This is a genomic window from Spirillospora sp. NPDC048819 (assembly GCF_040650055.1).
Taxonomy (GTDB): Bacteria; Actinomycetota; Actinomycetes; order Streptosporangiales; family Streptosporangiaceae; genus Spirillospora.
On the sequence record NZ_JBEZGN010000001.1, the window covers coordinates 265,399 to 291,466 of the forward strand.

24 protein-coding genes are annotated in these 26,068 nt (G+C 71.7%); 7 read left to right on the plus strand and 17 right to left on the minus strand.

Annotation, left to right across the window (positions count from 1 at the left end):
* Window positions 1-221: 221 nt before the first annotated feature.
* Window positions 222-521 (minus strand): glutaredoxin family protein, encoded by a 300-nt coding sequence (locus tag AB0C35_RS01365; protein WP_358449204.1) that lies wholly within the window; start codon window positions 519-521, stop codon window positions 222-224.
* A 1-nt stretch (window position 522) separates the two neighbouring features.
* Entirely contained in the window at window positions 523-1,836 is a 1,314-nt protein-coding gene (locus AB0C35_RS01370; protein ID WP_358449206.1) for an antibiotic biosynthesis monooxygenase, read from the minus strand.
* Between the two features lie 164 nt (window positions 1,837-2,000).
* Between AB0C35_RS01370 and AB0C35_RS01375 the strand changes: the two genes are divergently transcribed.
* The 4 genes from AB0C35_RS01375 (at window position 2,001) to AB0C35_RS01390 (ending at window position 7,154) form a co-directional block, all read left to right on the plus strand.
* Complete coding sequence (locus tag AB0C35_RS01375) at window positions 2,001-2,672, plus strand: sigma-70 family RNA polymerase sigma factor (protein WP_358449208.1); 672 nt, start codon at window positions 2,001-2,003, stop codon at window positions 2,670-2,672.
* A 147-nt stretch (window positions 2,673-2,819) separates the two neighbouring features.
* Window positions 2,820-3,008: a hypothetical protein gene (locus AB0C35_RS01380; RefSeq protein ID WP_358449210.1), complete on the plus strand. Its 189-nt coding sequence runs from the start codon at window positions 2,820-2,822 to the stop codon at window positions 3,006-3,008.
* 10 nt (window positions 3,009-3,018) lie between these two features.
* Window positions 3,019-3,891: an HAD-IB family hydrolase gene (locus AB0C35_RS01385; RefSeq protein WP_358449212.1), complete on the plus strand. Its 873-nt coding sequence runs from the start codon at window positions 3,019-3,021 to the stop codon at window positions 3,889-3,891.
* An 83-nt stretch (window positions 3,892-3,974) separates the two neighbouring features.
* Window positions 3,975-7,154, plus strand: a complete 3,180-nt coding sequence (locus AB0C35_RS01390; RefSeq protein WP_358449214.1) for a BTAD domain-containing putative transcriptional regulator — start codon at window positions 3,975-3,977, stop codon at window positions 7,152-7,154.
* Here the strand turns inward: AB0C35_RS01390 and AB0C35_RS01395 are convergent.
* Both AB0C35_RS01395 and AB0C35_RS01400 read right to left on the minus strand, forming a co-directional pair.
* Window positions 7,132-7,917 (minus strand): ABC transporter permease, encoded by a 786-nt coding sequence (locus AB0C35_RS01395; RefSeq protein ID WP_358449216.1) that lies wholly within the window; start codon window positions 7,915-7,917, stop codon window positions 7,132-7,134. The genes AB0C35_RS01390 and AB0C35_RS01395 overlap by 23 nt on opposite strands.
* Window positions 7,914-8,873, minus strand: coding sequence for an ATP-binding cassette domain-containing protein (locus tag AB0C35_RS01400; protein WP_358449218.1), 960 nt, complete (start codon window positions 8,871-8,873; stop codon window positions 7,914-7,916). The genes AB0C35_RS01395 and AB0C35_RS01400 overlap by 4 nt, the downstream gene beginning before the upstream one ends.
* A 108-nt stretch (window positions 8,874-8,981) precedes the next feature.
* Between AB0C35_RS01400 and AB0C35_RS01405 the strand changes: the two genes are divergently transcribed.
* Entirely contained in the window at window positions 8,982-9,461 is a 480-nt protein-coding gene (locus AB0C35_RS01405) for a hypothetical protein (protein ID WP_358449220.1), read from the plus strand.
* Window positions 9,462-9,468: 7 nt separating this feature from the next.
* On the opposite strand, the gene AB0C35_RS01410 is transcribed toward AB0C35_RS01405, so the two are convergent.
* The 3 genes from AB0C35_RS01410 to AB0C35_RS01420 all read right to left on the minus strand — a co-directional run bounded on the left by AB0C35_RS01410 (window position 9,469) and on the right by AB0C35_RS01420 (window position 13,311).
* Window positions 9,469-9,921: a nitroreductase family deazaflavin-dependent oxidoreductase gene (locus AB0C35_RS01410; protein WP_358449222.1), complete on the minus strand. Its 453-nt coding sequence runs from the start codon at window positions 9,919-9,921 to the stop codon at window positions 9,469-9,471.
* A gap of 238 nt (window positions 9,922-10,159) precedes the next feature.
* Window positions 10,160-12,526 (minus strand): NACHT domain-containing protein, encoded by a 2,367-nt coding sequence (locus tag AB0C35_RS01415; protein WP_358449224.1) that lies wholly within the window; start codon window positions 12,524-12,526, stop codon window positions 10,160-10,162.
* 173 nt (window positions 12,527-12,699) lie between these two features.
* Window positions 12,700-13,311, minus strand: coding sequence for a glyoxalase (locus AB0C35_RS01420; protein WP_358449226.1), 612 nt, complete (start codon window positions 13,309-13,311; stop codon window positions 12,700-12,702).
* Between the two features lie 371 nt (window positions 13,312-13,682).
* Here AB0C35_RS01420 and AB0C35_RS01425 point away from each other — a divergent pair, with 371 nt between their 5' ends.
* On the plus strand, window positions 13,683-14,969 hold the full coding sequence (locus tag AB0C35_RS01425) for an SMI1/KNR4 family protein (protein WP_358449228.1): 1,287 nt from the start codon (window positions 13,683-13,685) through the stop codon (window positions 14,967-14,969).
* Between the two features lie 51 nt (window positions 14,970-15,020).
* Here the strand turns inward: AB0C35_RS01425 and AB0C35_RS01430 are convergent, their stop codons facing one another.
* The 7 genes from AB0C35_RS01430 to AB0C35_RS01460 form a co-directional block, all read right to left on the minus strand.
* Window positions 15,021-16,184, minus strand: a complete 1,164-nt coding sequence (locus AB0C35_RS01430; RefSeq protein ID WP_358449230.1) for a low temperature requirement protein A — start codon at window positions 16,182-16,184, stop codon at window positions 15,021-15,023.
* A gap of 30 nt (window positions 16,185-16,214) precedes the next feature.
* Entirely contained in the window at window positions 16,215-17,240 is a 1,026-nt protein-coding gene (locus AB0C35_RS01435) for a lysophospholipid acyltransferase family protein (protein WP_358449232.1), read from the minus strand.
* Window positions 17,241-17,253: 13 nt separating this feature from the next.
* The gene (locus AB0C35_RS01440; RefSeq protein WP_358449234.1) at window positions 17,254-18,261 is read right to left on the minus strand and encodes an NAD-dependent epimerase/dehydratase family protein; all 1,008 of its coding nucleotides are present in this window, start codon (window positions 18,259-18,261) and stop codon (window positions 17,254-17,256) included.
* Between the two features lie 50 nt (window positions 18,262-18,311).
* Complete coding sequence (locus tag AB0C35_RS01445; protein WP_018654693.1) at window positions 18,312-18,410, minus strand: AURKAIP1/COX24 domain-containing protein; 99 nt, start codon at window positions 18,408-18,410, stop codon at window positions 18,312-18,314.
* Window positions 18,411-18,812: 402 nt separating this feature from the next.
* The gene (locus AB0C35_RS01450; RefSeq protein ID WP_131877351.1) at window positions 18,813-19,016 is read right to left on the minus strand and encodes a helix-turn-helix domain-containing protein; all 204 of its coding nucleotides are present in this window, start codon (window positions 19,014-19,016) and stop codon (window positions 18,813-18,815) included.
* A gap of 373 nt (window positions 19,017-19,389) precedes the next feature.
* The gene (locus tag AB0C35_RS01455; RefSeq protein ID WP_358449237.1) at window positions 19,390-20,313 is read right to left on the minus strand and encodes a phosphatase; all 924 of its coding nucleotides are present in this window, start codon (window positions 20,311-20,313) and stop codon (window positions 19,390-19,392) included.
* Window positions 20,310-21,524, minus strand: a complete 1,215-nt coding sequence (locus AB0C35_RS01460; protein WP_358449239.1) for an acetoin utilization protein AcuC — start codon at window positions 21,522-21,524, stop codon at window positions 20,310-20,312. Before AB0C35_RS01460 ends, AB0C35_RS01455 begins: the two co-directional genes overlap by 4 nt.
* A gap of 143 nt (window positions 21,525-21,667) precedes the next feature.
* Between AB0C35_RS01460 and AB0C35_RS01465 the strand changes: the two genes are divergently transcribed.
* Window positions 21,668-22,675, plus strand: a complete 1,008-nt coding sequence (locus tag AB0C35_RS01465; protein ID WP_358449241.1) for an alpha/beta hydrolase — start codon at window positions 21,668-21,670, stop codon at window positions 22,673-22,675.
* Window positions 22,676-22,750: 75 nt separating this feature from the next.
* On the opposite strand, the gene AB0C35_RS01470 is transcribed toward AB0C35_RS01465, so the two are convergent.
* From AB0C35_RS01470 to AB0C35_RS01480, 3 genes are read right to left on the minus strand one after another with little or no spacing between them, the layout of a single operon-like run.
* Window positions 22,751-23,938, minus strand: a complete 1,188-nt coding sequence (locus AB0C35_RS01470; RefSeq protein WP_358449243.1) for an ABC transporter permease — start codon at window positions 23,936-23,938, stop codon at window positions 22,751-22,753.
* Window positions 23,935-24,633, minus strand: coding sequence for an ABC transporter ATP-binding protein (locus AB0C35_RS01475; protein WP_358449245.1), 699 nt, complete (start codon window positions 24,631-24,633; stop codon window positions 23,935-23,937). The genes AB0C35_RS01470 and AB0C35_RS01475 overlap by 4 nt, the downstream gene beginning before the upstream one ends.
* Window positions 24,634-24,646: 13 nt before the next feature.
* Window positions 24,647-26,023, minus strand: coding sequence for an HlyD family efflux transporter periplasmic adaptor subunit (locus tag AB0C35_RS01480; RefSeq protein WP_358449247.1), 1,377 nt, complete (start codon window positions 26,021-26,023; stop codon window positions 24,647-24,649).
* Between the last annotated feature and the right edge of the window lie 45 nt (window positions 26,024-26,068).

Sequence of the window (26,068 nt, forward strand, 5' to 3'; positions counted from 1 at the left end):
CGGGGCTGTCCACCAGGTTAAGCCTTTGTGAACGCACGCACAAAGTCACCCCCCGGTCACGCGGACACCGGACGGCTCGCGCATGACCGCGAAAGCCCCGTCCATCAGCAACTTTCCAGCGTACGCGGCACCCGGGCGGCCGCCGCCGGATGTGACCGACCAGACATCCGGCCGGCCATGTCCGTCGGTGCGCCCGGTGATTCAGGGAGTCGCCCGAAGGGTCAGGAGGTGCGGCCAGGCTTTCGGGCCGGTTCGCGCAGCTTCGCGATGGCGGCGCGCAGTCGGGCCTCGTCGACGCGCCAGAAGTCGTGCTGGACGCCGTTGACGAGCGTGACGGGGATCTGCTCCCAGTATTGCTCGGTGAGCTCCTCGGATCGGGTGATGTCGCGCTCTTCCCACGGCACGTCAAGATCGCGGGCGACCCGCTCGATCACCGCACGGGCGTCGTCGCACAGGTGGCAGCCGGGCTTGCCGAGCAGCGTGATCGCGATGCCCGCCGCCTCCTGGTCGTCACCGGTCATGTCACCTCCCGGGGTACTCCGGTGCGGGCAGCGGCACCTTGGCGGCGCCGAGACGCAGCTCGATCACGTTGGTGGCCAGCACGTGCGTGCGGGACTCGGCCAGAAACCGCTGCAGATGCGGCTGCTGCCGGTGCGCCGCGAACGCCGCCTCGTCCCGGAAGAGCTGGTAGAAGATCCGCTGCGTGGGGCCGCCCACCACCTCGTGGCAGGCGAAGATCATCGTGTCGGGCTCGACCGCCAGGGCCGCCTTCACGAGGTCGGTGGCGAGCCGGTCGAAGGCGTCCTCGCGTCCGTCCAGCAGCGTGTAGACGGTGATCTGGCCGCAGGCCCCGGCCAGCTCGCTGCCGAACGCGCCTCTGGACGGCCCGGCGTGACGGTTCTGCTCGGGGAGCCCGGCACCCCCGATACCGGCGGCGGCACGGCCGCCGACTCCGTCCACGGCGGTGGGCCCCGCGGGATTGTCCGCGGGAAAGCGCAGCGGCTCTGCCGGGGCCGGCTCGGGGAAGCGCAGTTCCCCGCGCCGCGGGTCGGGCGACGGGGTCGGCGCCGGGACGGGGTCGGGCCGGACGGACTCGGGCCGCGAGCGCGCGAACCCCTGCTCTTCGTAGCCGGTCATGGGCTCATCCCCGTAGTCGTCATAGCCCTCTTCATCGTCGTACACCGGGATCGTGCGCATCGCCCCGTACCAGACGAGCCCGGCGGCGGCGCCGAGCGCGATCACCGCGAGCGGCGCGGGCAGGAACCCGCGGGTGCCGCTCACCACCAGCACGCCCGCCAGGGCGACCAGCGCGATCGGGATCAGCAGCTCGGCCGCCTCCTGGTCCTGCTTGCTCGCCAGCCAGGCGGTGACCCCGGTGCACGCCGCCAGCGCGAGCACGGCGACGACGTGCGCGCCGTCGATCAGCAGCAGCGGCAGGGCGTCGTAGGTGGAGCCGGGCTTGGGCAGGTCCTTGGACAGCGATCCCTTGAGCGGGTCCAGGAGCAGGATGACGATCGCGACGAACGTGTAGGAGATCGCGAACAGCCAGGCGGCGAACCTCACCTGGACGTACCGGGCGATCAGCTCGATCATGCCGAGCGCGAGCCAGACCGGCCCGATCAGGGCGGCGCCGAGCTCCATGACGCGGAAGAACACGCCGTTGAATCCGGCCAGGAACCCGATGCCCATCGACAGCAGGGCGAGCGAGAACCCGACCTGGGTGAACGACCAGGCGATGAGGTAGAGCAGCCGGTCTTGGTAGGCGCGCTGAATCAGCAACCCGGTGGCCAGTAAGGCGCCAAGGGTCGCCACGAGCGCGAGAAGAGCGGAGACCATCGCGCCCCATGTTGCCCGATGCCGGGGGCTGACGGGTAACCGCTCCCGGGAACAGACCCCTTCGCGCGCCCCTGCCCGGCGGGCCTGACCATTGCCTGGCGTACCTATCGGTATCTAGAGTGGCAAATCACGCCGGAGGTCGCGTACGCCCCGAGGAGAACTGCATGAGCAGCTTGACCCTCGATGCCGGGGTCCTCCCGCTTCCCCGGCCCGTCCGGGGCGGCGGCGACCGCACCTCCCCCGCCTCTCCCGCCTCCCTCCGCACGGCCGACCACGCGCCCGACCGGGCCGAGGTGCTCAAGGCCCTGGTCCTGCGGGCACGGGACGGCGACGCCGACGCGTTCGGCTCCCTCTACGACCACTACGTCGAGCTGGTCTACCGCTACGTCTACTACCGGGTCGGGACGCACTCGCTCACCGAGGACCTCACCAGCGAGACGTTCCTCCGCGCGCTCCGCCGCATCTGCGACTTCCACTGGCAGGGCAAGGACTTCGGGGCCTGGCTGGTGACGATCGCCCGGAACCTGGTCGCCGACCACTTCAAGTCCGGCCGCTACCGGCTGGAGGTCTGCACCGCCGAACTCGTCGAGCCGGAGCGGCCGCAGGAGGGACCCGAACGGGCCGTCCTGGACTCGATGACGAACCGGACCCTGCTGGCGGCCGTCCGCCGGCTGGGGTCCGAGCAGCAGGAATGCGTCGTCCTGCGGTTCCTGCACGGGCTGTCGGTCGCCGAGACGGCGCTGATCATGGGCAAGAAGCCGGGCGCGATCAAGGCGCTGCAGTACCGGGCCGTCCGGTCGCTGGCCCGCATGCTCCCGCCCGACCTGCGCCACTAGCGCCCGGTCGCCACCGGCGCCCGCCGCCGTCCACCCACGGTATTAGACAGTTTATCAATTAACTGTCGGGCCGTAACCGGCCGCGCCGCCCGATCGTTTTGCGGGCAGGAGCGCGTTCGCGCCTGGATTCCGCAAAGGAGCGGCCAGTTGAGAAGCGGGCGAGGAAAAATCGCCGAACAGGGGAACGCGCTGGCCCGGCTGCGGGCGAGCGACGCGGGGCCGGACCCGCACTTCCGCGCGGTGCTGCGCGAGCGGCTCGTCGCAGCCGCGAGCGACCGCAGTGACGACCGTCGCAATCACGGGCGGGCGGACGGCCCGGGCGAGGGGGTTGACTAGGCTCACCCCCATGCGGCGATTCTGGCAGCGCGGCAAGGATGCAGACCACAAGAGCGCCGGGGAGGCCGCGGCCGCGGCGGCGGCCGAACCCGAGCCTCTTCCCGAGCCCGACCCCGTCGCGGCGGCGTTCTTCGACGTCGACAACACGATGATGCGCGGCGCGTCCATCTACTACTTCGCGCGCGGCCTCGCCGCCCGCAAGCTGTTCACGATGCGCGACCTCGCCATGTTCGCCTGGGGGCAGGCCGCGTTCCGGCTGCGCGGCACCGAGAACTCCGAGCACATCGGCAGCGCCAAGGAGGCCGCGCTGTCGTTCGTCGCCGGGCAGAAGGTCGCCGGGATCGTCAAGCTCAGCGAGGAGATCTACGACGAGGTGATGGCCGACCGGATCTGGCACGGCACCCGCACCCTCGCCCTCCAGCACCTGGACGCCGGCCAGCAGGTCTGGCTCGTCACCGCCACGCCCGTCGAGGTCGCCCGGACGATCGCGCACCGCCTCGGCCTCACCGGCGCGCTCGGCACCGTCGCCGAGACGCGCGACGGCGTCTACACCGGACGGCTCGTCGGGAACCTGCTGCACGGCCCCGCGAAGGCCGAGGCCGTCCGCGCCCTCGCACTGCGCGAGGGCCTGGACCTGGCGCGCTGCGCCGCCTACAGCGACTCGATCAACGACCTGCCGATGCTGACCGCCGTCGGCCATCCGCACGCCGTGAACCCCGACGCCGAACTGCGCCAGCACGCCAGGGACCACGGCTGGCCCATCCACGACTTCCGCACCGGCCGCAAGGTCACGATGATCGCGCTGCCCGCCGCGGCGGGCGCCGGCGCCATCGCGGGCGGCGTCGCGGCCGGCGTCGCCCTCCGCCGCCACTACCGCACCTGATACCGCCCCGGCCTCCCCCCTGCTCGCGGGCTCACCCCCTCCGCGCCGGGCTTAACGCTGCTTGGCGGGCTTAATCTTTTCGCGTGAGCGTCGAACTGGCGTTGCTGTCCCGGGTCGCGTGCCGTGGGCGGGACGTCACGAGCCCCCGGCTGCGCGGCCTCCTCGCGCTGCTCGCGGAGGAGCCGCGGGCGGGCGTGCCCGTCGTCCGCCTGGTCGAGGGGCTGTGGCCGGGCGAGCGTCCGGAGAACCCGGCCAAGGCGCTCCAGGTGGTCGTCTCGCGGGCGCGGTCGCAGCTCGGCGCGGACGTCATCGCGAGCACCCCGGCCGGGTACCGGCTGGGGCTGGACGAGCCCGGAGTGGACGCGTCGGCCGTGCTGCTCGCCGCGTCCGCGAGCGCCAGGTGCTCCCGCGGCGGCGACCACGCGGGCGCGCTCGCCCACGCCGAGGAGGGCCTCGCCCTGTGGGACGTTCCGCCGGAGCCGGACGACGGTGACGATCCGCTGTCCGTGCTGCGCGCGAGAAGGGCCTCGACCTACCGGGCGCTGATGCGCGCCCGCGCGCTGGCCCTGGCGCGGCTCGACCGGCACGCGGAGGGTTTCGACGCGCTCACCGCCGTGGCCCGCGAGCATCCCCGGGACGAGGAGGTCCTCGCCCAGTTGCTGCGCTGCGAGGCGGCGACCGCGGGGCCGTCCGCCGCGCTGACCCGGTACGAGTCCTACCGGCGCTCGCTGCGCGACGAACTCGGCACCGACCCGGGGGCCGCGCTCCAGGCCGTCCAGCAGGAGCTGCTGCGGGACGAGGCGCCCGCCGTGCGGCGAGGCGTCGCGCACGAGCCGAACCCGCTCCTCGGCCGCGCGGGCGACCTCGCCGCCGTGCGGGGCCTGCTGCGCACGTCCCGCGTCACCTCGATCGTCGGGACGGGCGGGCTCGGAAAGACCCGGCTCGCGAACGCCGTGGCGCGCGACGCGCCGCAGCCGGCCGTGCACGTCGTCGCGCTCGCCGGCGTCGCCCGGAACGAGGACGTGGCGGCCGAGGTGGCGTCCGTCCTCGGCGTCGGCGACCCGCGCCGGGCCGCGCCGGGCCGCCTCGGCGGGACGGCCGACCGGCTCGGCGGGATCGCGGAGACGCTCGGGCCGGGCCCGGTGCTACTCGTCCTGGACAACTGCGAGCACGTCGTCGAGGGCGCCGCCGCCCTGGTCGGCGGCTTGGTGTCGATGACGCGGGACCTGCGGGTGCTCACCACGAGCCGCGCGCCGCTCGGCCTGTCGTCGGAGTCGGTGTACCCGCTGCCCGCGCTGGACCTGCCGACCGCCGTGGAGCTGTTCCGGCAGCGTGCGCACGCGGCCCGGCCGAACGCCGACCTCCCGGCGGACGCGGTGGAGGAGCTGTGCCGGCACCTGGACGGGCTGCCGCTCGCCGTCGAGCTGGCGGCGGCGCGCGTCCGCGTCATGTCGGTGCCCGAGATCACCCGCGGGCTGGACGACCGGTTCGCGCTGCTGCGCGGCAACGTGCGCGACGCGCCGTCCAGGCACCGCACCATGCACGCCGTCGTCGACTGGAGCTGGAACCTCCTGCCGCCGTCCGGGCGGGCCGCCATGCGGTCGCTGTCGATCTTCTCCGCCGGTTTCACCGTGGACGCGGCACGCCATTTCCTGGACGGCGACACCGTGAGAACTCTGGAAGTCCTGGAAGACCTGGTCGGCCAGTCGCTGCTCGAAACGACCGAGGGCGGTTCCGGGACGCGGTTCCGGATGCTGGAGAGCGTCCGGGAGTTCAGCGCGGCCCACCGCGAGGCGGAAGGCGAGACGGACCGTGCGATCGGCGGGCTGCTCTCCTGGGCGCGGGAGTACGGGGCCGCGCACCAGGAGGCCCTGTTCGGGTCCGAGCCCTTGGCGCGCGTCCGGGTCGAGCAGGACAACCTGCTGCAGGCGCTCCGCTACGGGCTCGCCCGCGGGGACGGCCCGGCCGTCGCGTCGGTGACCGCGGTCCTGGGCGGCATGTGGATGCTGGAGTCCGCGTACGACCGGCTGATCGTCATGGCCGTGGAGACCGCCGGGCTGCTGAGCCGCTTCCGCCCCGGGCCCGAGGACATCGAGACGACCCGGACGGCCCTCACCGTCAGCACCCTGACCTCGCTGCTGCTCAAGGGCCCGCAGCCGACGCGCACCCTGGTCGCGCTGCGCCGCCTGCCGCCGGCCGCGCCGACCAGCCTCATCCGGGCCATGGCGATCCTGATGGCGGCGGGGCCGGAGATCCTGGACCCGGACGGCGGCGCGGCCGTCCTCGACCGGATGCGCGCGAGCGACGAGCCGCTGCTCGCCGCCCTCGCGAACTGCGTCGCCGGCTACATCCGGGAACGCGACGGCGACCTGACCGGCGCGCTGGCGGCCACCGAGGCGATGCTGGCGGCGTCCGACGATCCGGGCACCCCGTGGCTCAGGCTGCTCGTCCACTCGCGGCTCGGTGAACTGCTGATGCAGCTCGACCGGGGCGAGCGGGCCGCGCACCACCTGCACGTGTCGCTGAACCTCCTCAAGGGCCACGGGTGGTCCGACATGTTCGGGCTCCTGTGGGCGCTCGCGGCCGCCGACATCAGCCTCGGCAACGTCGACCGGGCGGAACACTGGCTCGACCAGTCGCTCGTGTCCGGCCCGGACGAGACGTTCGGCACCGCCACCTTCAACCTCGGCGCCCGCGCGGAGATCGCCTTCAGCCGCGGCGACACCGAAACCGGCCTGCGGCTCTGGCGGCAGGCGGTCGAACGGCTGGCGGACGAAGAGAACCCCATGTCGGCGCCCGGTCTCCACCCGTGGGAGCTCGAAGCCCACAGCGTCACCGTCGTCGCCCACGCGCGGCACGGCCGGCTCGATCTCGTCGAGGATCTCGCGGCCGGGCTGCCCGCCAAGCTGTCGGCGATGCTCGCCCATACGCCCGCCGCGATGCCGGGCTTCTTCATGGACCTACCCCTCTGCGGCGGCATCCTGCTGGCCCTGGCTCTCACCGACCTCGCCCGCGCCGGCGGCCCCGCCGAAGCCCCGCCGGACGTCCGGACGCGGGCCGCGCGCACGATCGCGCTGGCGGAGCGGCTGCGGTTCGTCCGGAACTTCCAGCCGACCATGTCCGCGCCGGCCGCCCGCCGCGCCGCCGAGGACGCCGACGCGCCGGCGTACCGCGACGCCGTGTCGCAGTACGCCGGCCTGGGCGGCGCGGAGCTGCGGAACGCCGTCCGCGAACTCGTGGCTAGCGGGGAGCCTTCCGGTTGAACAGCACCTTCGACCACACGTAGCCGCCCGTGGCGAGCCCCGCACACCACGCGACGGAGACCACCGCGTCCTGCCCGTCCGGCGCGCCGACCAGCAGCCCCCGCAGCGTCTCGATGATCGGGGTGAACGGCTGGTACTCGGCGAACCACCGCACCCCGCCCGGCATCGACTCCGGCGGGACGATCGCGCTGCCCACGAACGGCAGGAACTGGATGATCAGCGGCGAGTTGCTCGCGCCCTCCGGATTCTTCGCGACCAGCCCCAGCGCGACCGCCACCCACGTCAGCGCGAACATGAGCAGCACCAGCAGGCCGATCGCGGCGAGCCAGTCGAGGAGGCTCCCGTTCGTCCGGAACCCCATCGCGACCGCGACCCCGATGACCGCGGCCGTGCTGATCGCCGTCTGGATCATGCTGCCGGCGACATGCCCGGTCAGCAGCGACACCCGCGCGATCGGCATCGTCCGGAACCTGTCGACGATGCCCTCGGTCATGTCCATGGACACCGACACCGACGTCGTCAGGCACCCGGACGCGACGGCCATCAGGATGATCCCCGGCGCGACGTAGGTGATGTAGTCGCCCTTCGCCGGCCCGCCGACGCCCTCGCCCAGCGCGTTTCCGAACACGCCGACGAACAGCATCATGATGAAGATCGGCACCATCATCCCGGCGATCGACAGGGACGGGTAGCGCAGCGCGTGCCGCAGGTTGCGGCGCAGCATCGTCGCGGAGTCCGTCGCCGCGTGCGTGAGCGCGGTCATCGCATGGCCGCCTTCTCGTCCTGGGGGCGCCCGGTGAGCGCCAGGAACACGTCGTCCAGGTCGGGGGTGTGCACGGACAGCTCGCCGACCTCGATCGACGCGTCCTCCAGCCGCCCGAGCAGCGCCCGCAGCGACCCGACACCGCCGTCGCTCGGTACCTGCAGCGCGAGCGCGTCATCGTCCGGCGCGACCACGCCGAGCAGCCGCGCCGCCGCGTCCAGCGCCGTCGGATCCCCGAACCGCAGCCGGACGTGCCCGCCCGGAACCAGCCGTTTCAGCTCGGCCGACGTCCCCTCGGCGACGAGCCGGCCGCCGTCCAGGACCGCGATCTTGTCGGCGAGGTGGTCCGCCTCCTCCAGGTACTGGGTCGTCAGGAAGATCGTCACGCCGCGCTTGACGAGCCCGCGGATGATCTCCCACATCGTGCGCCGGCTCCGCGGGTCGAGCCCCGTCGTCGGCTCGTCCAGGAAGATGATCTGCGGGTCGCCGATCAGCGTCATCGCGAGGTCGAGCCGCCGCCGCATCCCGCCCGAGTACGTGGCGGCCGTCCTGTTCGCCGCCTCCACCAGATCGAGCCGCTCCAGCAACTCGTCGGCGGCCCTGCGCCCGGGGGCCTTGCCCAGCCGGTGCAGGTCCGCCATCAGGATCAGGTTCTCCCGCCCGGTCAGCAGCCCGTCCACCGCCGAGTACTGCCCGGTGACGCCGATCGCCCTGCGCACCCCGTCGGGGTCCTTCGCCAGATCCCGTCCCGCGACGCGCGCCTCACCCCCGTCCGCGCGGATCAACGTGGACAGGATTCGCACCGCCGTGGTCTTCCCGGCCCCGTTCGGCCCGAGCAGCGAGAAGACCGTCCCGCGCGGCACGTCCAGATCGATCCCGTCGAGGACGACCTTCTCCCCGAACGCCTTCCGTAGACCGGCCGCGTGAATGGCCGTCTGCCGTGGTCCCGTGTTCATGTGCCGAAGCGTGCGCGCCTCCGCCTTCAGCCCGCTTTCACCCCGGTTTCAGGCCGGTTTCCCGCGTTCACGGGACCCCTCCCGAAACCGTTCCACTACTCTCCGTCCATGATCGCTCCCCGTATGTCGCCCTCCATGCTGGCCCCCGTACTGGCCGTAGTTCTGATCACCGCCGGCTGTTCAGGCTCGGACAACGCACCGTCTGCATCGACGGCGTCCCCCACGCAATCCAAGCCGTCCGCCAGCCCGTCGCCGACATCCGCCTTCTGCCTCGACCTGTCGACGTTCCAGGTCGGCGTCCTCGCCTATAGCGCTGACATCGCCAGGGCGATCGAGGGTGAACCGGTGAACCTCAAAGAGCTGCGCAGAAAGGCCACCCTGACTCTCAGGATCGGCGAGAAGATGAAGTCAAGTGCGCCCCCGGACATCGCCGAACAGTTCCGTACGGTCCTCAAAGCGGTCAAGACATCGTCGGGCAACCTGAAGGAGGGCTCGACGGTCCTCGACGCCGCAGATCCGATTTACGGCAAGAAGAACAAATCTGCATTCGATGCAGTGGATCACTACGAATGCAAGCCCGGAACCTGACGTCCGGTCACCGCGGGGTGAGCCGGACCACCGGGTATTCCCGGTCGGCCTTGCTCTGATACTTCGCGATGCGGGGCTGGGCCTCAGCGATGCGCTGCCACGCCTCCTCGCGGTCGGCGCCGCCGAGCCGCTGCGACGTCACCGGCACGGCATCGCGTCCGGGCAGTTCCATCGACGCCCGGTCGGGGTGCGCCATCAGATTGGCGTACCAGTCCGGGTTATGGCTCCCACCGCCCGACGCGACGACCAGCCGCGCGTCCTCACCATCGTCGAACCACGCCACAGGCGTTTCCCGCGGCTCCCCGCTCCGGCGCCCCACCGTGTTCAGGATCAGCACGTCCATGCCCATGAACTTGCCGCGCCCATGCCGGATCTTGCGGTTCACACGGGCGTTCGCCCGATGCTGCATCCACCGCGAAAACGCCCCCGGCCCTCCGCGACTGCCTTTCTCCTGTGCCATCGGGCTACCTCCAGCCACTTGACGTCCTCATCAGTCACGCTAGGCGCGCCGCGGTCAAGGACGCTTCTCGATTCCTGACCGTTCCGGTGGCCATCAGCGGCCGCAGCGGCCCAGCCCACCTCGCGGGGGGATGGGGCGGGGCGGGGAACACCGGCGTACGGCAGATTGCACGCTCCTGATCCGCACGGACCTGTTGTCTCCGCAGGCCGCGGCCCGCGCCATCCAACGCGCACAGGGATCATGGGGTCGCGTTCCGGGTGAGGTAGTCCTGGAGCTCGCGGTGTCGGAACTGATAGGCGATGCCGGCCACACGAACCAGACCTGCTCCGTAGCACCAGTGCAGGAACCGACCCAGCCGCCACGGCAGCCAGATATCGGCCCACCGTCGGGTGCACAGCAGGAGGACGAAATACCGGACGCCTGCGACGCCGAGCGGGAGTACACCGGTGAGTGCCAAGGTGAGACCGAGAGGGACGCCGATTGCAAGCCACAGCACGAGGAGGTGCAGAAGCACATCGGGGTCTACATGAAAGTCGTCGGACCTGATCAGCTCCGCAAGCACCACCGTGGGACCGAAGGAAACCCCGAATGCGAGTGCGCCTCTGTGTCCGCCGCCGCTCCCGAACACGAGCCCGAACGCGGATCCGATGACGAGCGCGCCCCTGAGCACGCTGGCGAAATCGTCTTCGAGTCCCAACCCGATGCCTTCGCCATTGAGGAACATCAGCCCGCTGGTGAGCCAAAGCACGAACCCGAGGATGAATCCCGTACCCAGACCGAATGCGAGTCGGCCCGCAAGCCCTGCCACGAGATCGGCGCGCACCGGGTCGCGGGGGTCTCGCATACCCGTGGTCGCCGGGGCCATGATCCCCACAGCGAGCCCGAACACGAGCGTGACGGTGAGGCCGGACGCCAGCCCGGCCCTGCCCACCGAAAGTACGACCCCGAATGCCATACCGAGGGTCTCCTGATCGAAGGCATCCTCTGTGGCCAGGGGCTGCACGAGAACCGCGAACGCGAACGTGAGCACGATCGCGAGTCCGCAGGCCAGTCCGATCGCGAGCCCGCCCGCTAGTCGGCGGCGACCGGGCTCGGTCCGCAGCTGGCGCGGATCCGCTCGGGTCGGTTCCGGCCAGATGTCCTGCCATGCGCCAATCGCGATCAAGGTGATCGCCGGGAGCAGCAGCATGCCGGCACCGATCGCGGTCTGGCTTGTTCTGGCTCCGCCGGCGAGGGTGTAGGCCAGCACCGCCGTACCGGTGACCAGCCAGATCGTGGCGATGATGGCCGCATGGACGGCGCGGGGCAGGCGGGTGCCCGCCAGCGGCCACAACTCGTGCAGGACGATGTCGGTGCCCGACATTGGCCGTCCACCGAGGGTACGTGCGGTGGCGGCGTTCTGGCTGAGGTAGTCGGCCAGGGTCGCCAACCAGGTGTGGGCGAGTTCTGCGGAAACGCCCGCGGGTGGTGGGTGGACGGCGGTAGCGGCAGGGATGAACAGGCCGAGCAGATGGTCGCGGATCGCCTGCGGATCGTCCAGCGTCGTCAGTTCTCGCGGGTCACGCAGGTAGGCGCCGTCGACCGAGTCGCGTTGCTCGTAGCCGGTCGCCGCCAGGGTGAGTCGCCATGGCGTGGACAGGCCACGAGCCAGTGGGCCGGAGGGGTCGCGGTCAAGCGCCTGGAACACGGGCCGCCAGCGGTCAAGGTCGTCCACTCGGTCGCTCAGGAACTCGCGAGCCATGGCGGGGCCGACCGGCTGGATCTCCACGCGGGCCGCGTCATGTGCCCATGTCCGGGCGTCTTCCAAGGCCTCGTACTGCTCGCTGCGGCAGGTCAGCACCACCTCGGCCTTGGCGCGTCCGTGCTGGTAGGCGTTCAGTGCTCGCAGCGCCTTCCCGGCACGAGACGCATAGCCCGGTAGGTTGGCGTCCATCTCGTCCAGCCCGTCCACCACCGGCAGCACCAGCCGGGCATCGACCAGCGCCCACGCTGACGTCTCCGGCATCCGGTAGGCGCCGACCAGGTGCCGGGTGAGCCAGTTCTCTACCGGGTCGTCGGGGTTCCACGAGGCCGCAGACAGCCGCACAGGCACCGGATCTTCTTCCTTGCGCTCTTCGAGCAGCCCCAGGATCAGCTCCACGGCCAGCACCGTCTTGCCGGCGCCCCCAGCCCCGCTGATCACCATCCGGCCCGGTCGCAGCCGCCGGTAGTAGCCCACCACCTGACGGAAGCTGCCGTACGGCTGGGCCCCGGCGGCCCCGTGGGCGGGAGCGGGGCGGAACACGAAACCCACGTCGATGGTCCTGTCGTGGTCGCCGAGCAGCTGGCGGCGTGCGGACCGCTCAGTGCTCAGGACCGCCTGCGCAAGCTTCGCCGCCGCGTCCGGCACGTCGCGGTGCTGCCAGCGCAGCGATCGCACCGCCAGCCATGCGGACCAGGTGCCGGCCGCCATCGAGACGAACGCGATCGCGGCACCGATCGGATCGACGTCCCCGACGCCAAGGTCCGGCAGTGCCCGCCGACCCAGCATCGCCGCCGCCCCGACCGCGAGCACACACACGGCCGCATACCGGAGCCCCGCCCAACGCCCACCGCCCGTCGTCATGCCTACCCATGGTGACGGTCCGAAATAGGACTGACACTCTATGTAATCGAATCGTCACCGTCACGGCGTGAATCCCCGGAGGCGGTGGTCGTCACCGCCTTGGCGGCCTGACGGTGGGTACGAACACGCCGACCCGCCGGGGATGACCCCACTGCTCACCTCACTGCTCTTCGTTACGTGGAAGCCGCCCACACGAAGCCGTCCGGGTCGGTGAAGGGCCCGGTATCACTGCCGATCACGAGCCGGTGAGACCCGGTGCCTTCGGGTGCGACGCCGGCGACCTTGGCGAGGGCGCGGCGCTTGTTGAGCGACAGCTTGATCGGACTCGACGGAGCGGCGAACTCGACGTACTTGCCGCCATAGCTCTTCGTCACGGCGAGGCCGCGGTCGACGTAGAACCGCTTGCTCTCGGCCACGTCCGCGACTCCCAACTGGAGCACGAACTCGTCGATCTGCCGAGTGGCCGGGCCGGTGTCCTTCTTGGACGAGGACGCGACCGTCCAGATGGTCCCGTCCGGCGCCTGCACGGCGCCGCCGTAGCCCCAGAGCGACTTCTTGGCGGGCTTCAGCGACGTGGCTCCGGCGTCGAGGGCGGCGTCGATGAGGGCGTCGGCGTTGGCCGGCTGGGACACGACGAGCGACATCGTGAACCCGCGGAAGCCCGTCGTCGGTGCCTCCGAGGCCTGCAGGCGCACCTGCATGTCCGTATTGAGGACAGTGGAGTAGAAACGCTCGGCGGCCGTTGGGTCGGCCACCTCAAGAGTGACGAAATCGACGGAAGCCATGAAGGTCACGTTAGGCGCGGCCCGGTTCCCCGCGCTTCTCGATTCCTGATCGGTCTGGTCATCTCTCCCCATGCATGCCGGCCAGCTCAGTGACGCGTGCGATTGAGGCGACCCGTCCTGCGAAATCAGCGCAGGTCAGTTGACTGACCCTCGGTAACTACGCACTTGAAAGTGCGTTCTTGTGGCGCGTGGCGGGCCCGTCTTGAGGAGTATGGGGTGCACTTCCTCGCCGGCGGCATCGTGGCCCTGCCGGCGATGACCTGAACGGAGACGCACCGTTGCCCGCGATTCATGACTTTGCGACCTGGAAGCCGCTGCTGAGGCTCTTGCGGAGCGCCAATGCCGAGAGCCTTGCCGCCCCGGGCGGCCACATGGCAGGGAGGATCGGTCACCATGTGGTGAGCCTGCCCGTGCCGCCGCGGTTCCCACCGTCCGGTCGGGCTCTCCAGGTCGAGGACGTCCAGGACGAGTCCGACGCCATACAGCGGGTGCAGACCGCTCTGAAGGACGCCGGCATGGAGCGCGTCTCGTTCGCTGCGGAGATCTCGCCGACCGGGCGGGCCGTGCTCTACCTGCTCGATGCCGACTCGTCCGCGGAGGACGGACTCGGGCCGTACCCGCACTCCCTCATCCTGGTCGAAGGCTCTGTTCCCGAACCTTGGCGGCGGCTTCCCGACCCGGCGCCCGATGCGGTGCCCGCTTCGTCGGCGAACCCGGCGGTTCTGCGGCGGACCCTTGAGGAGCGACTGGACGACGCGATCGGCGCCACCGATGCGGAGATCGCCGCTGCGGAAGAGCGCCTGGGCGTCGCGCTCCCCGACGAACTCAAGGTGCTCTACGGGGTGACGCGGGCGCGGTGGCAGGACTGGGGTGAAGACTACGCGGCGGCAGAGCGGGTCCGCAGGGCGACCGGCTGCGAGCTCTTCGCGCTGGACGACCTGTACATCGCCGACGCGGCGTCGCGTCCGTGCCCGTGGAGGTTCGCGGCGATGGAAGCGGTCAGGACCCCGCCAGACGCCGCGGTGCAGGGGTTGGTCGGCTCGCCCGGCTGGATCGCCTTCGGTGACAACGGGGGCGGCGACCGGATCGCGGTCGACCTGACACCGGGTCCGCGCGGGCACGTGGGGCAGATCATCATGCTCAGCCATGAACAGAGCATCGGCGCGTACCTGCTCGCCGGCTCGCTCACCGAATTCGTGGCCGGCCGGGGCGAGGACGATGACGACGACCACCAGCGCGACGCGTTTCCGGCCGTGGCCCAAGTCAACGTCCGGGACCTGGCCGGCATCGAGGCCGCCGTCCACCAGGAGCTGGAGGTCCTGAGCATCGGCGTCTGGGAGGGCGAACCGCTCAGCCTCGCTCCCGTCACCGGACTGCCCCGCCTGCGTACTCTGACCGCATGTCCCGGCACGCTCGCCGACCCACTGGAGATAGCCGAGTTGACGGGGTTGGAGTTCCTGGAGCTGGCGCCGGAGGAGTGGCGCGCCCTACTGGACGCCGGCGCCGTCCCGCGCAGCCTGTCGGCCGCCGCCATCGAGGTGCACGGCCGCCCGCACCCTCTCACGATCGTGGACCTCGCCAACGAGATCCTCTCCCTCTGGGACCGCCCCGCGATCACCCGGACCATCATCGAGGGGGACCTCGCCCCGGACGCATGACCGGCGGGTGCGGCCCGTCGGCGTCCAGCGCCGCTCAGGCAGGCCGTCTTCTCAGGCGCCGGCTCTTCCCGTCCGCGTGGTGAACGTCGCGGCCATGAGCAGGACGAGGAGGGCCGCGAGGACGACCAGGCTCGCGGCGACGCCGATGGCGGGCGCGGCGAACGTGGCGAGCAGGACGAGGACGGCCGTGACCCCGATCAGTCCGGGATGGATGGCGGTGCGGCGCATCGGGGCGTGCAGGGCCCACAGCATGACGAGGACCACCGCGATCGGGATGGCGACGGCCGCCACCGCGGTCTGCGGGCCGGCCTTGACGTGGTCGCCCGCCGACGCGACGGCGGTCTCCAGCCCGGCGCCGACGGCGGCGAGCGCGGCGAAGATCACGTAGTGGCCGTATCCCCAGACGAAGGAGCGGTCGCGGCGGGCCGCCAGGCCCTCGCCGGCGGGCTCGGAGAAGTAGATCCACCAGAGCATGAACAGGATGGCGAGGCCCGCGAGGGCGATGGTGACGAGTTCGCCGCTCAGGCCGTGCTCGACCGCGTCCTGGACGGCGTTGGTGGACGCGAGGACGCTCTCCCCCAGCAGGATGATCGTGAACAGGCAGTACCGCTCCGCGATGTGGTGTGGGTGCCAGGCCGTCGCACCGGCCCGTTCCGCGATCGACGGGACGGACAGTTCGAGCAGCACGAGCAGGAGGAACACCCAGCCGGGGCCGCCGTCCGGCAGCGCGAGCCGGGACAGCCACAGCACCTGGAGCAGGGAGACGCCCGCCGCGTAGCGGAGGGTCGTGGCGCGTGACTCGGGATGCGCGATGGCGGCGCGCACCCAGAGGGCGACCAGGCCGACGCGCATGACGAGATACCCGATGGTGACGGTGGTGAAGTCGCCGTCGAACGCGGCGGGCACCCCGGCGGCCAGGACGAGGACGCCCGCCATCTGCACGAACGTCATGGCCCGGTACAGGACGTCGTCGGTGTCGTACGCGGACGCGAACCAGGTGAAGTTCATCCACGCCCACCAGATGGCGAAGAACACCATGAGGTACGGCCCGAGGGCGTCGCCGACGTGGCCTTCCTCGGTGGCGTGCGCCAGCCGGGCGGAGGCCTGGGACACCGCGGCCACGAAGGTCAGGTCGAAGAGCAGTTCGAGGGGGCTGGCCGCGCGGTGCGGTTCGTCCACGTCGCGGGCGACCATGCGGCTGCGTAACGGCTGCATCCGCTCACTGTAGAGCGGCCGGGCGCCGCGTCAGAGGAAGGCGGGGCCCCGGCGGAGGAGGGTGTCGTAGAGCATCTGCTGGACGTTCTCGCGGACGTGGTCGGTGATGTTGAAGACCGTCATGGGGTCGTCGGCGGCGTCGGCCTCGTACTCGTCCAGGGTCATGGGCTCACCGAACTGGATCATCCACTTGGACGGGAGCGGGACGAGCCCGGCGGGGCCGAGGAACGGGAACGTCGGGGTGACCGGGAAGTACGGGAGGCCGAGGAGCCGGGCCAGCGGACGCAGGTCGGCGATCTTGGGGTAGATCTCCTCGGCGCCGACGATGGCGCACGGGACGATGGGGACGCCGGAGCGCAGGGCGGTTCCGACGAAGCCGCCGCGGCCGAAGCGCTGGAGCTTGTAGCGGTCGGAGAAGGGCTTGCCGACGCCCTTGAAGCCCTCGGGGAACACGCCGACGAGTTCGCCCTTCCCGAGCAGGCGGGCGGCGTCGGACTGGCAGGCGAGGGTGTGCCCGGCCTTGCGGGACAGGTGCCCGAGGAGCGGGATCTGGTACACGAGGTCGGCGCCGAGCAGGCGGACCTGCCGGTGGGCGTGGTCGTGCAGGGCGACCGACAGCATGAGCGCGTCGAGGGGGACGGTGCCGGAGTGGTTGGCGACGAGGAGGGCGCCGCCGTCGGGGATGTTGTCCACACCGGCGAGTTCGACGCGGAACCAGTGCTCGTAGAGGGCACGGGCCATGGGCAGCAGGACGGTGGAGTTGAATTCGGGGTCGAAGCCGAACTCGTCGACCTCGTAGTCGCCGGACATGCGGCGGCGCAGGAACGCCAGGCCGGACGCGATGCCGCGCTCGATCGGCCCGCGCTCGAAAAGCCCGTTTCCGGACGGCCCGTTTCCGGACGGCCCGTGCCCGGACGGCCCTTGCCCGGACCGCCCGTGTTCGGAACGTCCCTGTGACTCGTCGTCGCGGCGGGCCGAGGCCAGGCGGATGACCTGCGCGCCCTCGTCGTCGCGGCCGTCCTTGCCGTCGTCGTCCTTGCGGTGGGCGTTCATCATCCCGGGCTCCCCTTCATGGACGTCCGAACAGGGAGGTCAGCCGGCCGTGGCCGAAGCCCTGGGCGCCGGCGAAGTCGGCGAAGGCCGCCTCCGAGCTGTACTTGGGACGCCACGAAAGCTCGTTCTCCAGGGCGGTGGTGTCGATGACCCGGCCGTAGGTCAGCCAGCGCAGAAGCTCCGGCGAGAACCCGGACAGCCCCGCGAACCGCCGCCCCATGTCGCCGAGCACCGAGATGGACGGCGACGGGACGGGCACGTAGGGGCGTCCGGCGCGGCGGAGCGCCTGGGACAGCAGCAGGACGCCGTCGCCGGCGACGTTGAAGCAGCCGGGATGTTCCTCGACGGTCATGCGGCGCAGCACCTCGACGCCGTCGTCCTCGTGGACGAACTGCAGCCGCGGGTCGAAGCCCAGAACCGTAGGGACGACCGGCAGGTGCAGGTACCGGCTGAGCGGCGAGTCGACGTCGGGGCCGAGGAAGTTCGCGAACCGCAGCATCGACACCGTGAGGTCGGACCGGCGGCGCATCAGGCCCCGGACGTAGCCCTCGACCTCGACCGCGTCCTTCGCGTAGCCGGACGTGGGCGCCTCGACGGGCTCGTCCTGCTCGGTGAACACGGCCGGGTCCATCGGCGACGAGCCGTACACGGCGGCCGAGGACCGTACGACGAGCTTGCGCATGTCGGGCGAACGCTGGCAGGCCGCGAGCAGCTGCATCGTGCCGATGACGTTGAACTCTTTCACCTTCGCCCGCGGGACGGACGAGGACGTCACCAGGTTGAGGTGCACCACCGTGTCGACCCCGGCGGACGCGATGATGTTCGCGATGCTGGGCGTGCGTATGTCGACGCGGACGAACTCGGTGCGTCCGAGCGACAGGCCGGGCGCCGGCTCGGGCGGCACCGTGTCCACGCCGATGACCCGCTCGATGCCCGGTTCTGCTTGCAGGGTGTTCGCGACCCGCGCCCCCAGGAAACGGGACACGCCCGTGACGAGGACGACACGGGCCGCGGCGGCGGGCATCGAGGACACTGTGCGCCCCACCCCTTACGGCTTTCCGGCCGGCGTGACGACTACTTCTTGTTGCGACGCTGGATGCGCGTCTTCTTCAGCAGCTTGCGGTGCTTCTTCTTGGCCATCCGCTTGCGTCGCTTTTTGATGACAGAGCCCACGAGACCTCGCTCGGCGTATCGGGTGTAGTGCAGGAGACGGGCGTGCCGCTGGCGAGCGTCGATCGAGGCGCGCGCACGGTCCGCGGCCCCAGACTACCGCTGTATAGAGGGAGATCACGCCGTGCCCCGGGCCGCGGCGCGCTGCCCGGCCCGCGTGTGCGGGCATACGGAGTCCGGCACCGCGCGTCGCGCGGCGCCGGGCACCGTTCCGCACGGGCGGGCATGCCGGGCGGCCACCGGGTGGTGGCCACCGCCCGTCCCGTTCGGTGTCCGGACCGTTCTGCCGGTCCTCGTCCTGCTTCCCCAGCTTCGGGACGTTCCCGAGGGCCCGTCCCGACGCCCCCTGCACGGCCGGGTGCGGAGTATGCGGCGGGGTCGTGGCTCATGCCCCGCCCTTACCCGTTATCCGGCTTCGATGTACGCGTCGCGCAGATAGTCGTGAACGGCCTGCTCGGGAACCCGGAACGAACGGCCCACGCGGATCGCGGGCAGCTCGCCGGAGTGGACTAGGCGATAGACGGTCATCTTGGACACCCGCATCACCGAGGCCACTTCGGCCACGGTCAGGAACCTGACCTCGCTCAGAGGTCGCTCGCCTGAGGTCATCGGACGCCCTCTTCCACACGTGCCGCGCACCGGCCCTTTGGGTGACTTTGATCACGCACGTGTACTTCCTCCAGCGTAAATCGCGTATCGGCAGTCGCAAGAGGGGAGTTCCGCACATTTCCGTATCCGGACCTGACTGGAAGGCCACAGTGATGATTCCGTACGGAGCGTGGACATGACGGTACAGGCAGTGTCGCGACGAACGATCGTCAACCAAAACCCCGTGTTGACCTGCGGTTCCGCTGTCCCCGATGGCGTCCTGCAAGCCCATCAGTCACGTTACGGCCGCCCTGTCACACGCAGTGACATCCGGGACGGCATCCGGGCGGTACGGCGCCGGCCGGGGCGGACGGACGGGTGGGGGCGAGCGGGGTCAGCGGGGCGGGTACAGGCCCGCATGATCAAGGATGTACGCGGTCAGAGGCGCATAGTGGTGCGGCGCGATGCCGTCGTCGAGCGGGACGGCCACGTCGATCTTGCCTTCGGCGGCGCCCGCGAACAGCGCCGGATCGTTACAGTCCGCGAACCCGACGGTGTCGATGCCCGCCTGCCCGGCGGCTCCAGCCCAGCCGTGATCGGCGATGGCCAGATCCGGCCAAATATCAGGTTTAGCTTCCGCAGCGCCCTCAGAAGCAGTATTGGCCCGCTCGTCACGGGCCAACTCACCACCGGCCCGCTCGCCACCGGTCAGTTCGCGGAGCATGGCTTCCATCGGGTGCGGGTCGTGGGTGTGGTGCGTCCGCCGGTCGTCGCCCTCCAGCATCGCCACACCCGGCTCCGCGTAGACGATGCGGCGCAGATCGAGGCCGCCGTAGCCGACCTCGATCTCGTACGTCCAGCCGGCCGCGGGGGTCAGCAGCCGGCAGCCCGCGTCCGCCAGCGCCTGTGCGACCCCCTGGTACAGCGGCGTCAGCGTCGCCGGATGGCCCGTCGCGATCACCACGGTCTCCTGGCGGCGTGCCGCGAGACCGATGCGCCGGCCCATCGCCTCAAGCGTGTCGAGCGTGATCTCGGGGTCGATGGTGTCGTCCCCGTAGATGTGCCGGGGGTCGGGGTCGACGCCGCAGCGTTCGACCATCATCTCCAGCACGGTCTGCTCCGTCCACGACGGCTTCAGCTCCAGGCCGAACTGGTAGTACGGGTGGCCGGCCGCCATCCGCCGGTAGTGCAGCAGGTTGTTCTGCCGCGGCGTCGCCACATCACCGGCGATCATCGTCCGGACGAGGTGGGCGCGCAGCTCGTCCCTGCTCGGCGCCGGCTTCGGGGCGGGCGCCTGCGACGTCCCGGCGGCCGTCATTCGTCCGTCATCGGGTCGAGGCCGTGCTCGGGGAACACCGCCCGCCGCGTCGCCAGCACCGCCTGGTCGATCGGGTTCGCCGGGTCGTAGCCGTTCCCCCACCTGCTGACCTCCACAACGTCCGTCCCGTCCGTCATCCGGCGGGGGGCGATCTCCTCGGTCCGCTGCCGGGCGAAGGCGCGCCAGTCCTCCGGCGTCGGCGTCTCCGGCGGGATGGGCCCGCCCGCCGCCTCGGCCAGAAGGTGCGTCCACGCCCTCGGCACGACCTGAACCAGTTCGTAGCCGCCGCCCCCGGTGGCGACCCAGCGGCCGCCCGCGGTCTCGTGCGCGAGCCCGTGCAGCAGGCTGTAGGCGGTGCGCTGCCCGTCCACGCTGAGCGTGAGGTGCGCGAGCGGGTCGAGCGCGTGGCCGTCGGCGCCGTGCTGGGTGACGAGGACCTCCGGCCGGAACCGGCGCAGCAGCGGCGGGACGACCGCGTCGAACGCGCGCAGCCACGGCCCGTCGCCGGTGCCGGGCGGCAGCGAGATGTTGACCGACGTGCCCTCGGCGCCCGTCTCGTTCGGGAAGCCGGTGCCGGGGAACAGTGTCCGGGGTGTCTCGTGCAAGCTGATCGTCATGACGCGCGGGTCGTCGTAGAAGGCGGCCTGGACGCCGTCGCCGTGGTGGACGTCGATGTCGACGTAGGCGACGCGCTCGGCGCCGTTCTCCAGCAGCCACGCGATCGCGATGGCCGGGTCGTTGTAGACGCAGAACCCGCTGGCGGCGCCGCTCAGCGCGTGGTGCAGGCCGCCGGAGACGTTGACGGCGTGCTCGGCGCGTCCCGTCCACACCGCCTCGGCGGCGGCGACGGAGGCGCCCGCGACGAGGGCGGACGCGTCGTGCATGCCGAGGAACACGGGGTTGTCGGCGGTCCCGATGCCGTACCGGATCTCGGGGAGCCCGGTCGCGCCCGCGTGCTTGACCGCCGCGATGTAGGACTCCTCGTGGACGAGCCGGAGCAGCTTGTCGCCCGCCGCCTCGAACTCCGACACCCGTACGTTGGGACGGTCCAGGACGCCGAGCTCCCGGGCCAGCGCCATCGTCAGCTCGACGCGCACGGGGTTCATGGGATGCCCGGGACCGAAGTCGTAGGAGATGAGCCGCTCGTCCCAGAAGATCTCAAGCCCGCAGTTCTCGGGGGTGGGGGGCGAAGACGACGCGGGACTGCTCATGGCCTCACGGTATCGCCTTCGTCACGTGACCTGGTCCACAAGGATCCGTGGCCGGCGGCGTCCCGCGACGAACCTGTGACGTGAATTACAGATCGAATACGGGCATACCGATAACACGTCATTTACCAACGGATGGGGCGTAGATGGGCCCGAGCGTTCGCAGCCGCGCGATCAGCAGCGCGCTCCGCCTGGGCGTCCGCCCGATCATCCACCGCATCCCCGGCCACGCCGGCGGCATCCGCACCGCCCGCTCGACGGTCGACGCCGCGGCGCTGCTGATGCGGCCGGGCTCCCGCGTCCGCGTCCTGCCGCTGAACGACCCGCAACTCGGGACCGGCCGGGACGAGCGTCCCGTCACCGGCGAATGGGTCGTCTCCCGCGACGCCGAGAGTACCGCCGGAGGCGACGCGGGCCCCGCCGCGGGCGCCGTCCTGTACCTGCACGGCGGGGGCTACGTGGTGTGCTCGCCGCGCACGCACCGCCCGATCACGTCGCGGCTCGCCCTCGACACCGGCCTGCCCGTCCTGGCCCCCCGGTACCGCCTCGCGCCCGAGCACCCGTTCCCCGCCCCGCTGGAGGACGCCGTCGCCGCCTACCGGTGGCTCCTCGCACGCGGCGTCCCCGCGTCCGGCATCGTCGTCGCGGGCGACTCGGCCGGCGGGCACCTCGCCGCGGCGCTGGCCGGCGAGATCTGCCGCCTCGGGCTGCCGGGCCCCGCCGGGCTCGTCCTGTTCTCCCCCTGGGTCGACTTGACCTGCGAAATCTCCCTTCGCGCGCAGGAGCGCGCCCGCGACCCGTACATCAGCGCCGTCTCGGCGCGCCGGGTCGCCCGCCTCGTAGTGGGGCCGGCCGGATTCGACGACCCGCGGCTGGCCCTGCTCACCTGCGCCTGGACGGACACGCCGCCCGTCCTCATCCAGGTCGGCGGCGACGAGGTGCTGCGTCCCGAGGCCGAGGCCCTCGCGGACGCCCTGACGAGCGCCGGGGCGGACTGCGAACTCCAGGTCTGGGAGGGGCAGATGCACGTCTTCCAGATCCTCAACCGCGTCCTGCCGGAGGCTTCAGCCGCGATGCGCGACGCGGGCCGCTTCATCCGCACGGTCACGGCCCCCGCCGCCGCCGCGGAACCCCCCGAAGCCGAAGCCGCCTGACCCCCTCCCGTCGCGCGCAGCCACACACTCACTCTGCCCGCAGCACACCACTTTGCTCCGCGCGCAGCGCCCCGCTCACTCCGTGCGCAGCGCGACTACAGGGTCGAGGCGGCCCGCTCGGCGCGCGGGGAAGACGCCGAAGAAGACGCCGACGGCCGCGGAGACCGCGAACGCGACCGCCGGGGACCACCAGGTGATCGCCGCCGGAACCGGGGACAGCGCGGAGATCGTCAGGGCCGCGCCCACGCCGAGCGCGATGCCGGCGACGCCGCCGAACGTCGTCAGCAGGACGGCCTCCACCAGGAACTGGGCGAGGATGTCGCGCTGCCGGGCGCCGAGGGCCTTGCGGAGGCCGATCTCCTTCGTCCGTTCGCGGACGCCGACGAGCATGATGTTGGAGACGCCGACGCCGCCGACGAGCAGCGAGATCGCGGCGATGGCGGCCAGCACCCCGGTGAGGGCGCCGAGCACCGTGCCGATCGTGCCGAGCAACTGGGTCTGCGTGATCGCGGAGAAGCGCTCGCCCTGGTACTTGGTCTCCAGCGCGTCCACGATCTCGCGTTGCAGGCGCGGGACGTCGTCCTTGGTCGGGGCGCGGACGGCGATGAAGTCGACGCGGTCCACGCCGAACATGCGCTGCGCGGTGGTGATCGGGACGTGCACCTCCGAGTCGCGGGTCTGGCCGAACGTCGAGCCGACCTCCTCCAGGACGCCGACGACGCGGAACCGGGTGCCGCCGGCGACGGAGACCTGCCGCCCGATGGGGTCGACGTCCCCGAACAGGCGGTCGGCGACGCCGGAGCCGAGCACGACGACGCGGCGGCGGGTGTCCACGTCGGTGCCGCTGAGGTAGCGGCCGCGGCGCAGCGGGCGGTCGAAGACGTTGCGGTAGTGGTCGTTCGCGCCGACGATGTTCGCGAACGCCTCCTCGTGCCCGGCCCGGACCGTCTCGCCGGAGTTGAGGGCGACCGCGATGTCGCTCTCGTCGCCGGTGACGCGGCCCAGGTAGCCGACGTCCTCCAGTTGCATGCGGCTGATCGTGGGCGCCGAGCCGAGCGCCAGCTCACCCGGCGCGACGAAGATGATGTTGGAGCCGAGACCCTCGATCTCGCTGCGCACCAGGTCGCGGGCGCCGCTGCCGATCGCGACCAGCACGACGACCGCGGCGACGCCGATGACGACGCCGAACATGGTCAGGACGCTGCGGAGCCGGTTGACGCGCAGCGCGTCGAACGCGACCCGGAACGACTCGGCGAGCTTCATCCCCCGTCCCGCCCGTCGTCGTGTTCTATGCGGCCGTCGCGGATGTGGACCCGGCGGCGGGCGCGCGCGGCGATGTCCGGTTCGTGGGTGACCAGGACGACGGCGACGCCGCGTTCGGTGTTGAGGCGTTCCAGGAGGTCCATCACGTCGTGGCCGGTGCGGGTGTCGAGGTTGCCGGTCGGTTCGTCGGCGAGGACGACGCCGGGGTCGCCGACGAGCGCGCGGGCGATCGCGACGCGCTGCTGCTCACCGCCGGACAGTTGCCCGGGACGGTGCCCGAGGCGATGTTCGAGCCCCACGGTGGCGAGGGCCTCGGCGGCGCGGCGGCGCCGCTCACCGCGGGACACGCCGCGGTAGACGAGCGGTAGTGCCACGTTGTCGCACGCGCTGGTGCGGGCCAGAAGGTGGAACGACTGGAAGACGAAACCCACCTGCGTGTTGCGCAGTTCGGCGAGTTCTCCGTCCGAGAGCTTCGAGACGTCCTTGCCGGAGATGCGCAGCGTCCCGGTCGTCGGACGGTCCAGGCAGCCGAGCAGGTGCATCAGCGTCGACTTGCCTGAGCCGGACGGTCCGAGGATGGCGGCGAACTCGCCTTCGTCTATGCGCAGGCTGACTCCGTGCAGGGCGGTGACGTCGACGCCTTCCATGCGGTAGGTGCGGGTGACGTTCACCGCCTCCAGCGCCGCTTCGCTCACCGCACGTCCGGGGTCACGGGCTCAGCTCCTGGCCCTGCTCGACGGAGTCGGCGCCGCGGACGACGATCCGTTCCCCCTCCTTTAGGCCGCGGGTGACCTGAACGGTCGCGTCCCCTTGTGCGCCTAGGCCGACCACGCGACGCTCGGCACGTCCCCCGGACACCACCCAGACGACCGATTCGCGTCCGCTGCTGACGATGGCGGAGGACGGCACGGACAACACGTTCCGTACGTCGCGGACCCGGAGCTTGACTACCGCGCTCATGCCCGGCTTCGGTCGCGGGGCCGTCCCGCCGCCCGCGAGGTTTCCGCGTCCGAGCGAGAGGGTGACCTTGTAGGTGACGCCGCCGCCGCTGGACTCCTTGGGCGTGACGCCGATTCCGGTCACCTCGGCCTTGTACGAGCCTCCTTGGACGGCGTCGAACTCGACATCGGCCTGGACGCCCTTCTCGATCTGGAGAACGTCCGTCTCGTCCACGTCGGCGCTGAGGGAGAGCTTCGAGACGTCCGTGACCGTGATGACCGCGTCGCCGCCGGCGACGGGGGCGCCCGTGGCGATGGCCGAGGCGTCCTTGGCCGCGCCGCCGCCGAGGCTCCCCAGGCCCGCCGGGCCGCCGCCCTGCGAGGCGAGCTCCTGCGGAAGCCGGTCGACGATGTCGCCGAGGCCCGGGGTGCCGCCGGCGGGGCCGCCCAGCCCGATGACGCCGTCGAACGGCGCCTTGATCGTCAGCGCTTCCACGGTGCGCTCGGCGGCCCGCACCGCCGCCCGCGTCTGCACGCGCTGCGCGGCGGTGATCGACGAGATCGTCGCGCCGACGCTGCCGAGGCCAGCGTTCAGCCTGGCGACCGCGCCGCGTGCCGCCGCGGACGCCGTCCGGTACTGCGCCTGCGCGCGGGTGATCCCGGCGAGCACGAGGGCACGCCGCCCCGGGTCCGCGATCGTCAGGGCGATCTTGCGGGCGGCGGCGAACCCGTCGCGGGCGCTGCGGTCCGTTCTGCGCTGGAACTCGGAGATGTCGAGGCCGGCGGGCACGCTCGCCGCCCCGGCGGACACGGACCGGTCGGCCTCGCGGGCCTGTGCGAGCTGCTCCCGCGCCGTGGGCGAGGCGATCCTGGCCAGGACGTCGCCCTCGCGCACCCGGTCGCCGTCCGCCACGCTCAGGCGCTTGATCGTCCCCTCGGCGGGCGACCGGAGGACCGCCGTGGCCCGGGCGGACACGGTCGCGGGCGCCTCCACGACCTCGGACACGTCGGCCCGCCCCACGCTGCCGAGCCGGAACGTCCCGTCCTCGCCGCCTCCGGTGCACGCGCTGAGACCGCCCGCGAGCAGGGCACCGGCCACCAGCACGGGGACGTGATGTCCGCCGCGTGGGCGGAGCCGGGAGGCCACGCAGGCATCGTAGAGGCGGCACCGGCCGAACCGGGGCGATTCGCC

Excerpts from the sequence above, each read along its gene's own strand:
- AB0C35_RS01455 (WP_358449237.1), bottom strand. The coding sequence starts at position 20,313 with ATGACGGCCGCCGGGACGTCGCAGGCGCCCGCCCCGAAGCCGGCGCCG.
- AB0C35_RS01415 (WP_358449224.1), bottom strand. The coding sequence starts at position 12,526 with ATGACGACGGGCGGTGGGCGTTGGGCGGGGCTCCGGTATGCGGCCGTG.
- AB0C35_RS01470 (WP_358449243.1), bottom strand. The coding sequence starts at position 23,938 with ATGAAGCTCGCCGAGTCGTTCCGGGTCGCGTTCGACGCGCTGCGCGTC.
- AB0C35_RS01385 (WP_358449212.1), top strand. The coding sequence starts at position 3,019 with ATGCGGCGATTCTGGCAGCGCGGCAAGGATGCAGACCACAAGAGCGCC.
- AB0C35_RS01400 (WP_358449218.1), bottom strand. The coding sequence starts at position 8,873 with ATGAACACGGGACCACGGCAGACGGCCATTCACGCGGCCGGTCTACGG.
- AB0C35_RS01440 (WP_358449234.1), bottom strand. The coding sequence starts at position 18,261 with ATGCCCGCCGCCGCGGCCCGTGTCGTCCTCGTCACGGGCGTGTCCCGT.
- AB0C35_RS01435 (WP_358449232.1), bottom strand. The coding sequence starts at position 17,240 with ATGATGAACGCCCACCGCAAGGACGACGACGGCAAGGACGGCCGCGAC.
- AB0C35_RS01370 (WP_358449206.1), bottom strand. The coding sequence starts at position 1,836 with ATGGTCTCCGCTCTTCTCGCGCTCGTGGCGACCCTTGGCGCCTTACTG.
- AB0C35_RS01365 (WP_358449204.1), bottom strand. The coding sequence starts at position 521 with ATGACCGGTGACGACCAGGAGGCGGCGGGCATCGCGATCACGCTGCTC.
- AB0C35_RS01405 (WP_358449220.1), top strand. The coding sequence starts at position 8,982 with ATGATCGCTCCCCGTATGTCGCCCTCCATGCTGGCCCCCGTACTGGCC.
- AB0C35_RS01450 (WP_131877351.1), bottom strand. The coding sequence starts at position 19,016 with ATGACCTCAGGCGAGCGACCTCTGAGCGAGGTCAGGTTCCTGACCGTG.
- AB0C35_RS01420 (WP_358449226.1), bottom strand. The coding sequence starts at position 13,311 with ATGGCTTCCGTCGATTTCGTCACTCTTGAGGTGGCCGACCCAACGGCC.
- AB0C35_RS01465 (WP_358449241.1), top strand. The coding sequence starts at position 21,668 with ATGGGCCCGAGCGTTCGCAGCCGCGCGATCAGCAGCGCGCTCCGCCTG.
- AB0C35_RS01395 (WP_358449216.1), bottom strand. The coding sequence starts at position 7,917 with ATGACCGCGCTCACGCACGCGGCGACGGACTCCGCGACGATGCTGCGC.
- AB0C35_RS01410 (WP_358449222.1), bottom strand. The coding sequence starts at position 9,921 with ATGGCACAGGAGAAAGGCAGTCGCGGAGGGCCGGGGGCGTTTTCGCGG.
- AB0C35_RS01430 (WP_358449230.1), bottom strand. The coding sequence starts at position 16,184 with ATGCAGCCGTTACGCAGCCGCATGGTCGCCCGCGACGTGGACGAACCG.
- AB0C35_RS01425 (WP_358449228.1), top strand. The coding sequence starts at position 13,683 with ATGGCAGGGAGGATCGGTCACCATGTGGTGAGCCTGCCCGTGCCGCCG.
- AB0C35_RS01460 (WP_358449239.1), bottom strand. The coding sequence starts at position 21,524 with ATGAGCAGTCCCGCGTCGTCTTCGCCCCCCACCCCCGAGAACTGCGGG.
- AB0C35_RS01375 (WP_358449208.1), top strand. The coding sequence starts at position 2,001 with ATGAGCAGCTTGACCCTCGATGCCGGGGTCCTCCCGCTTCCCCGGCCC.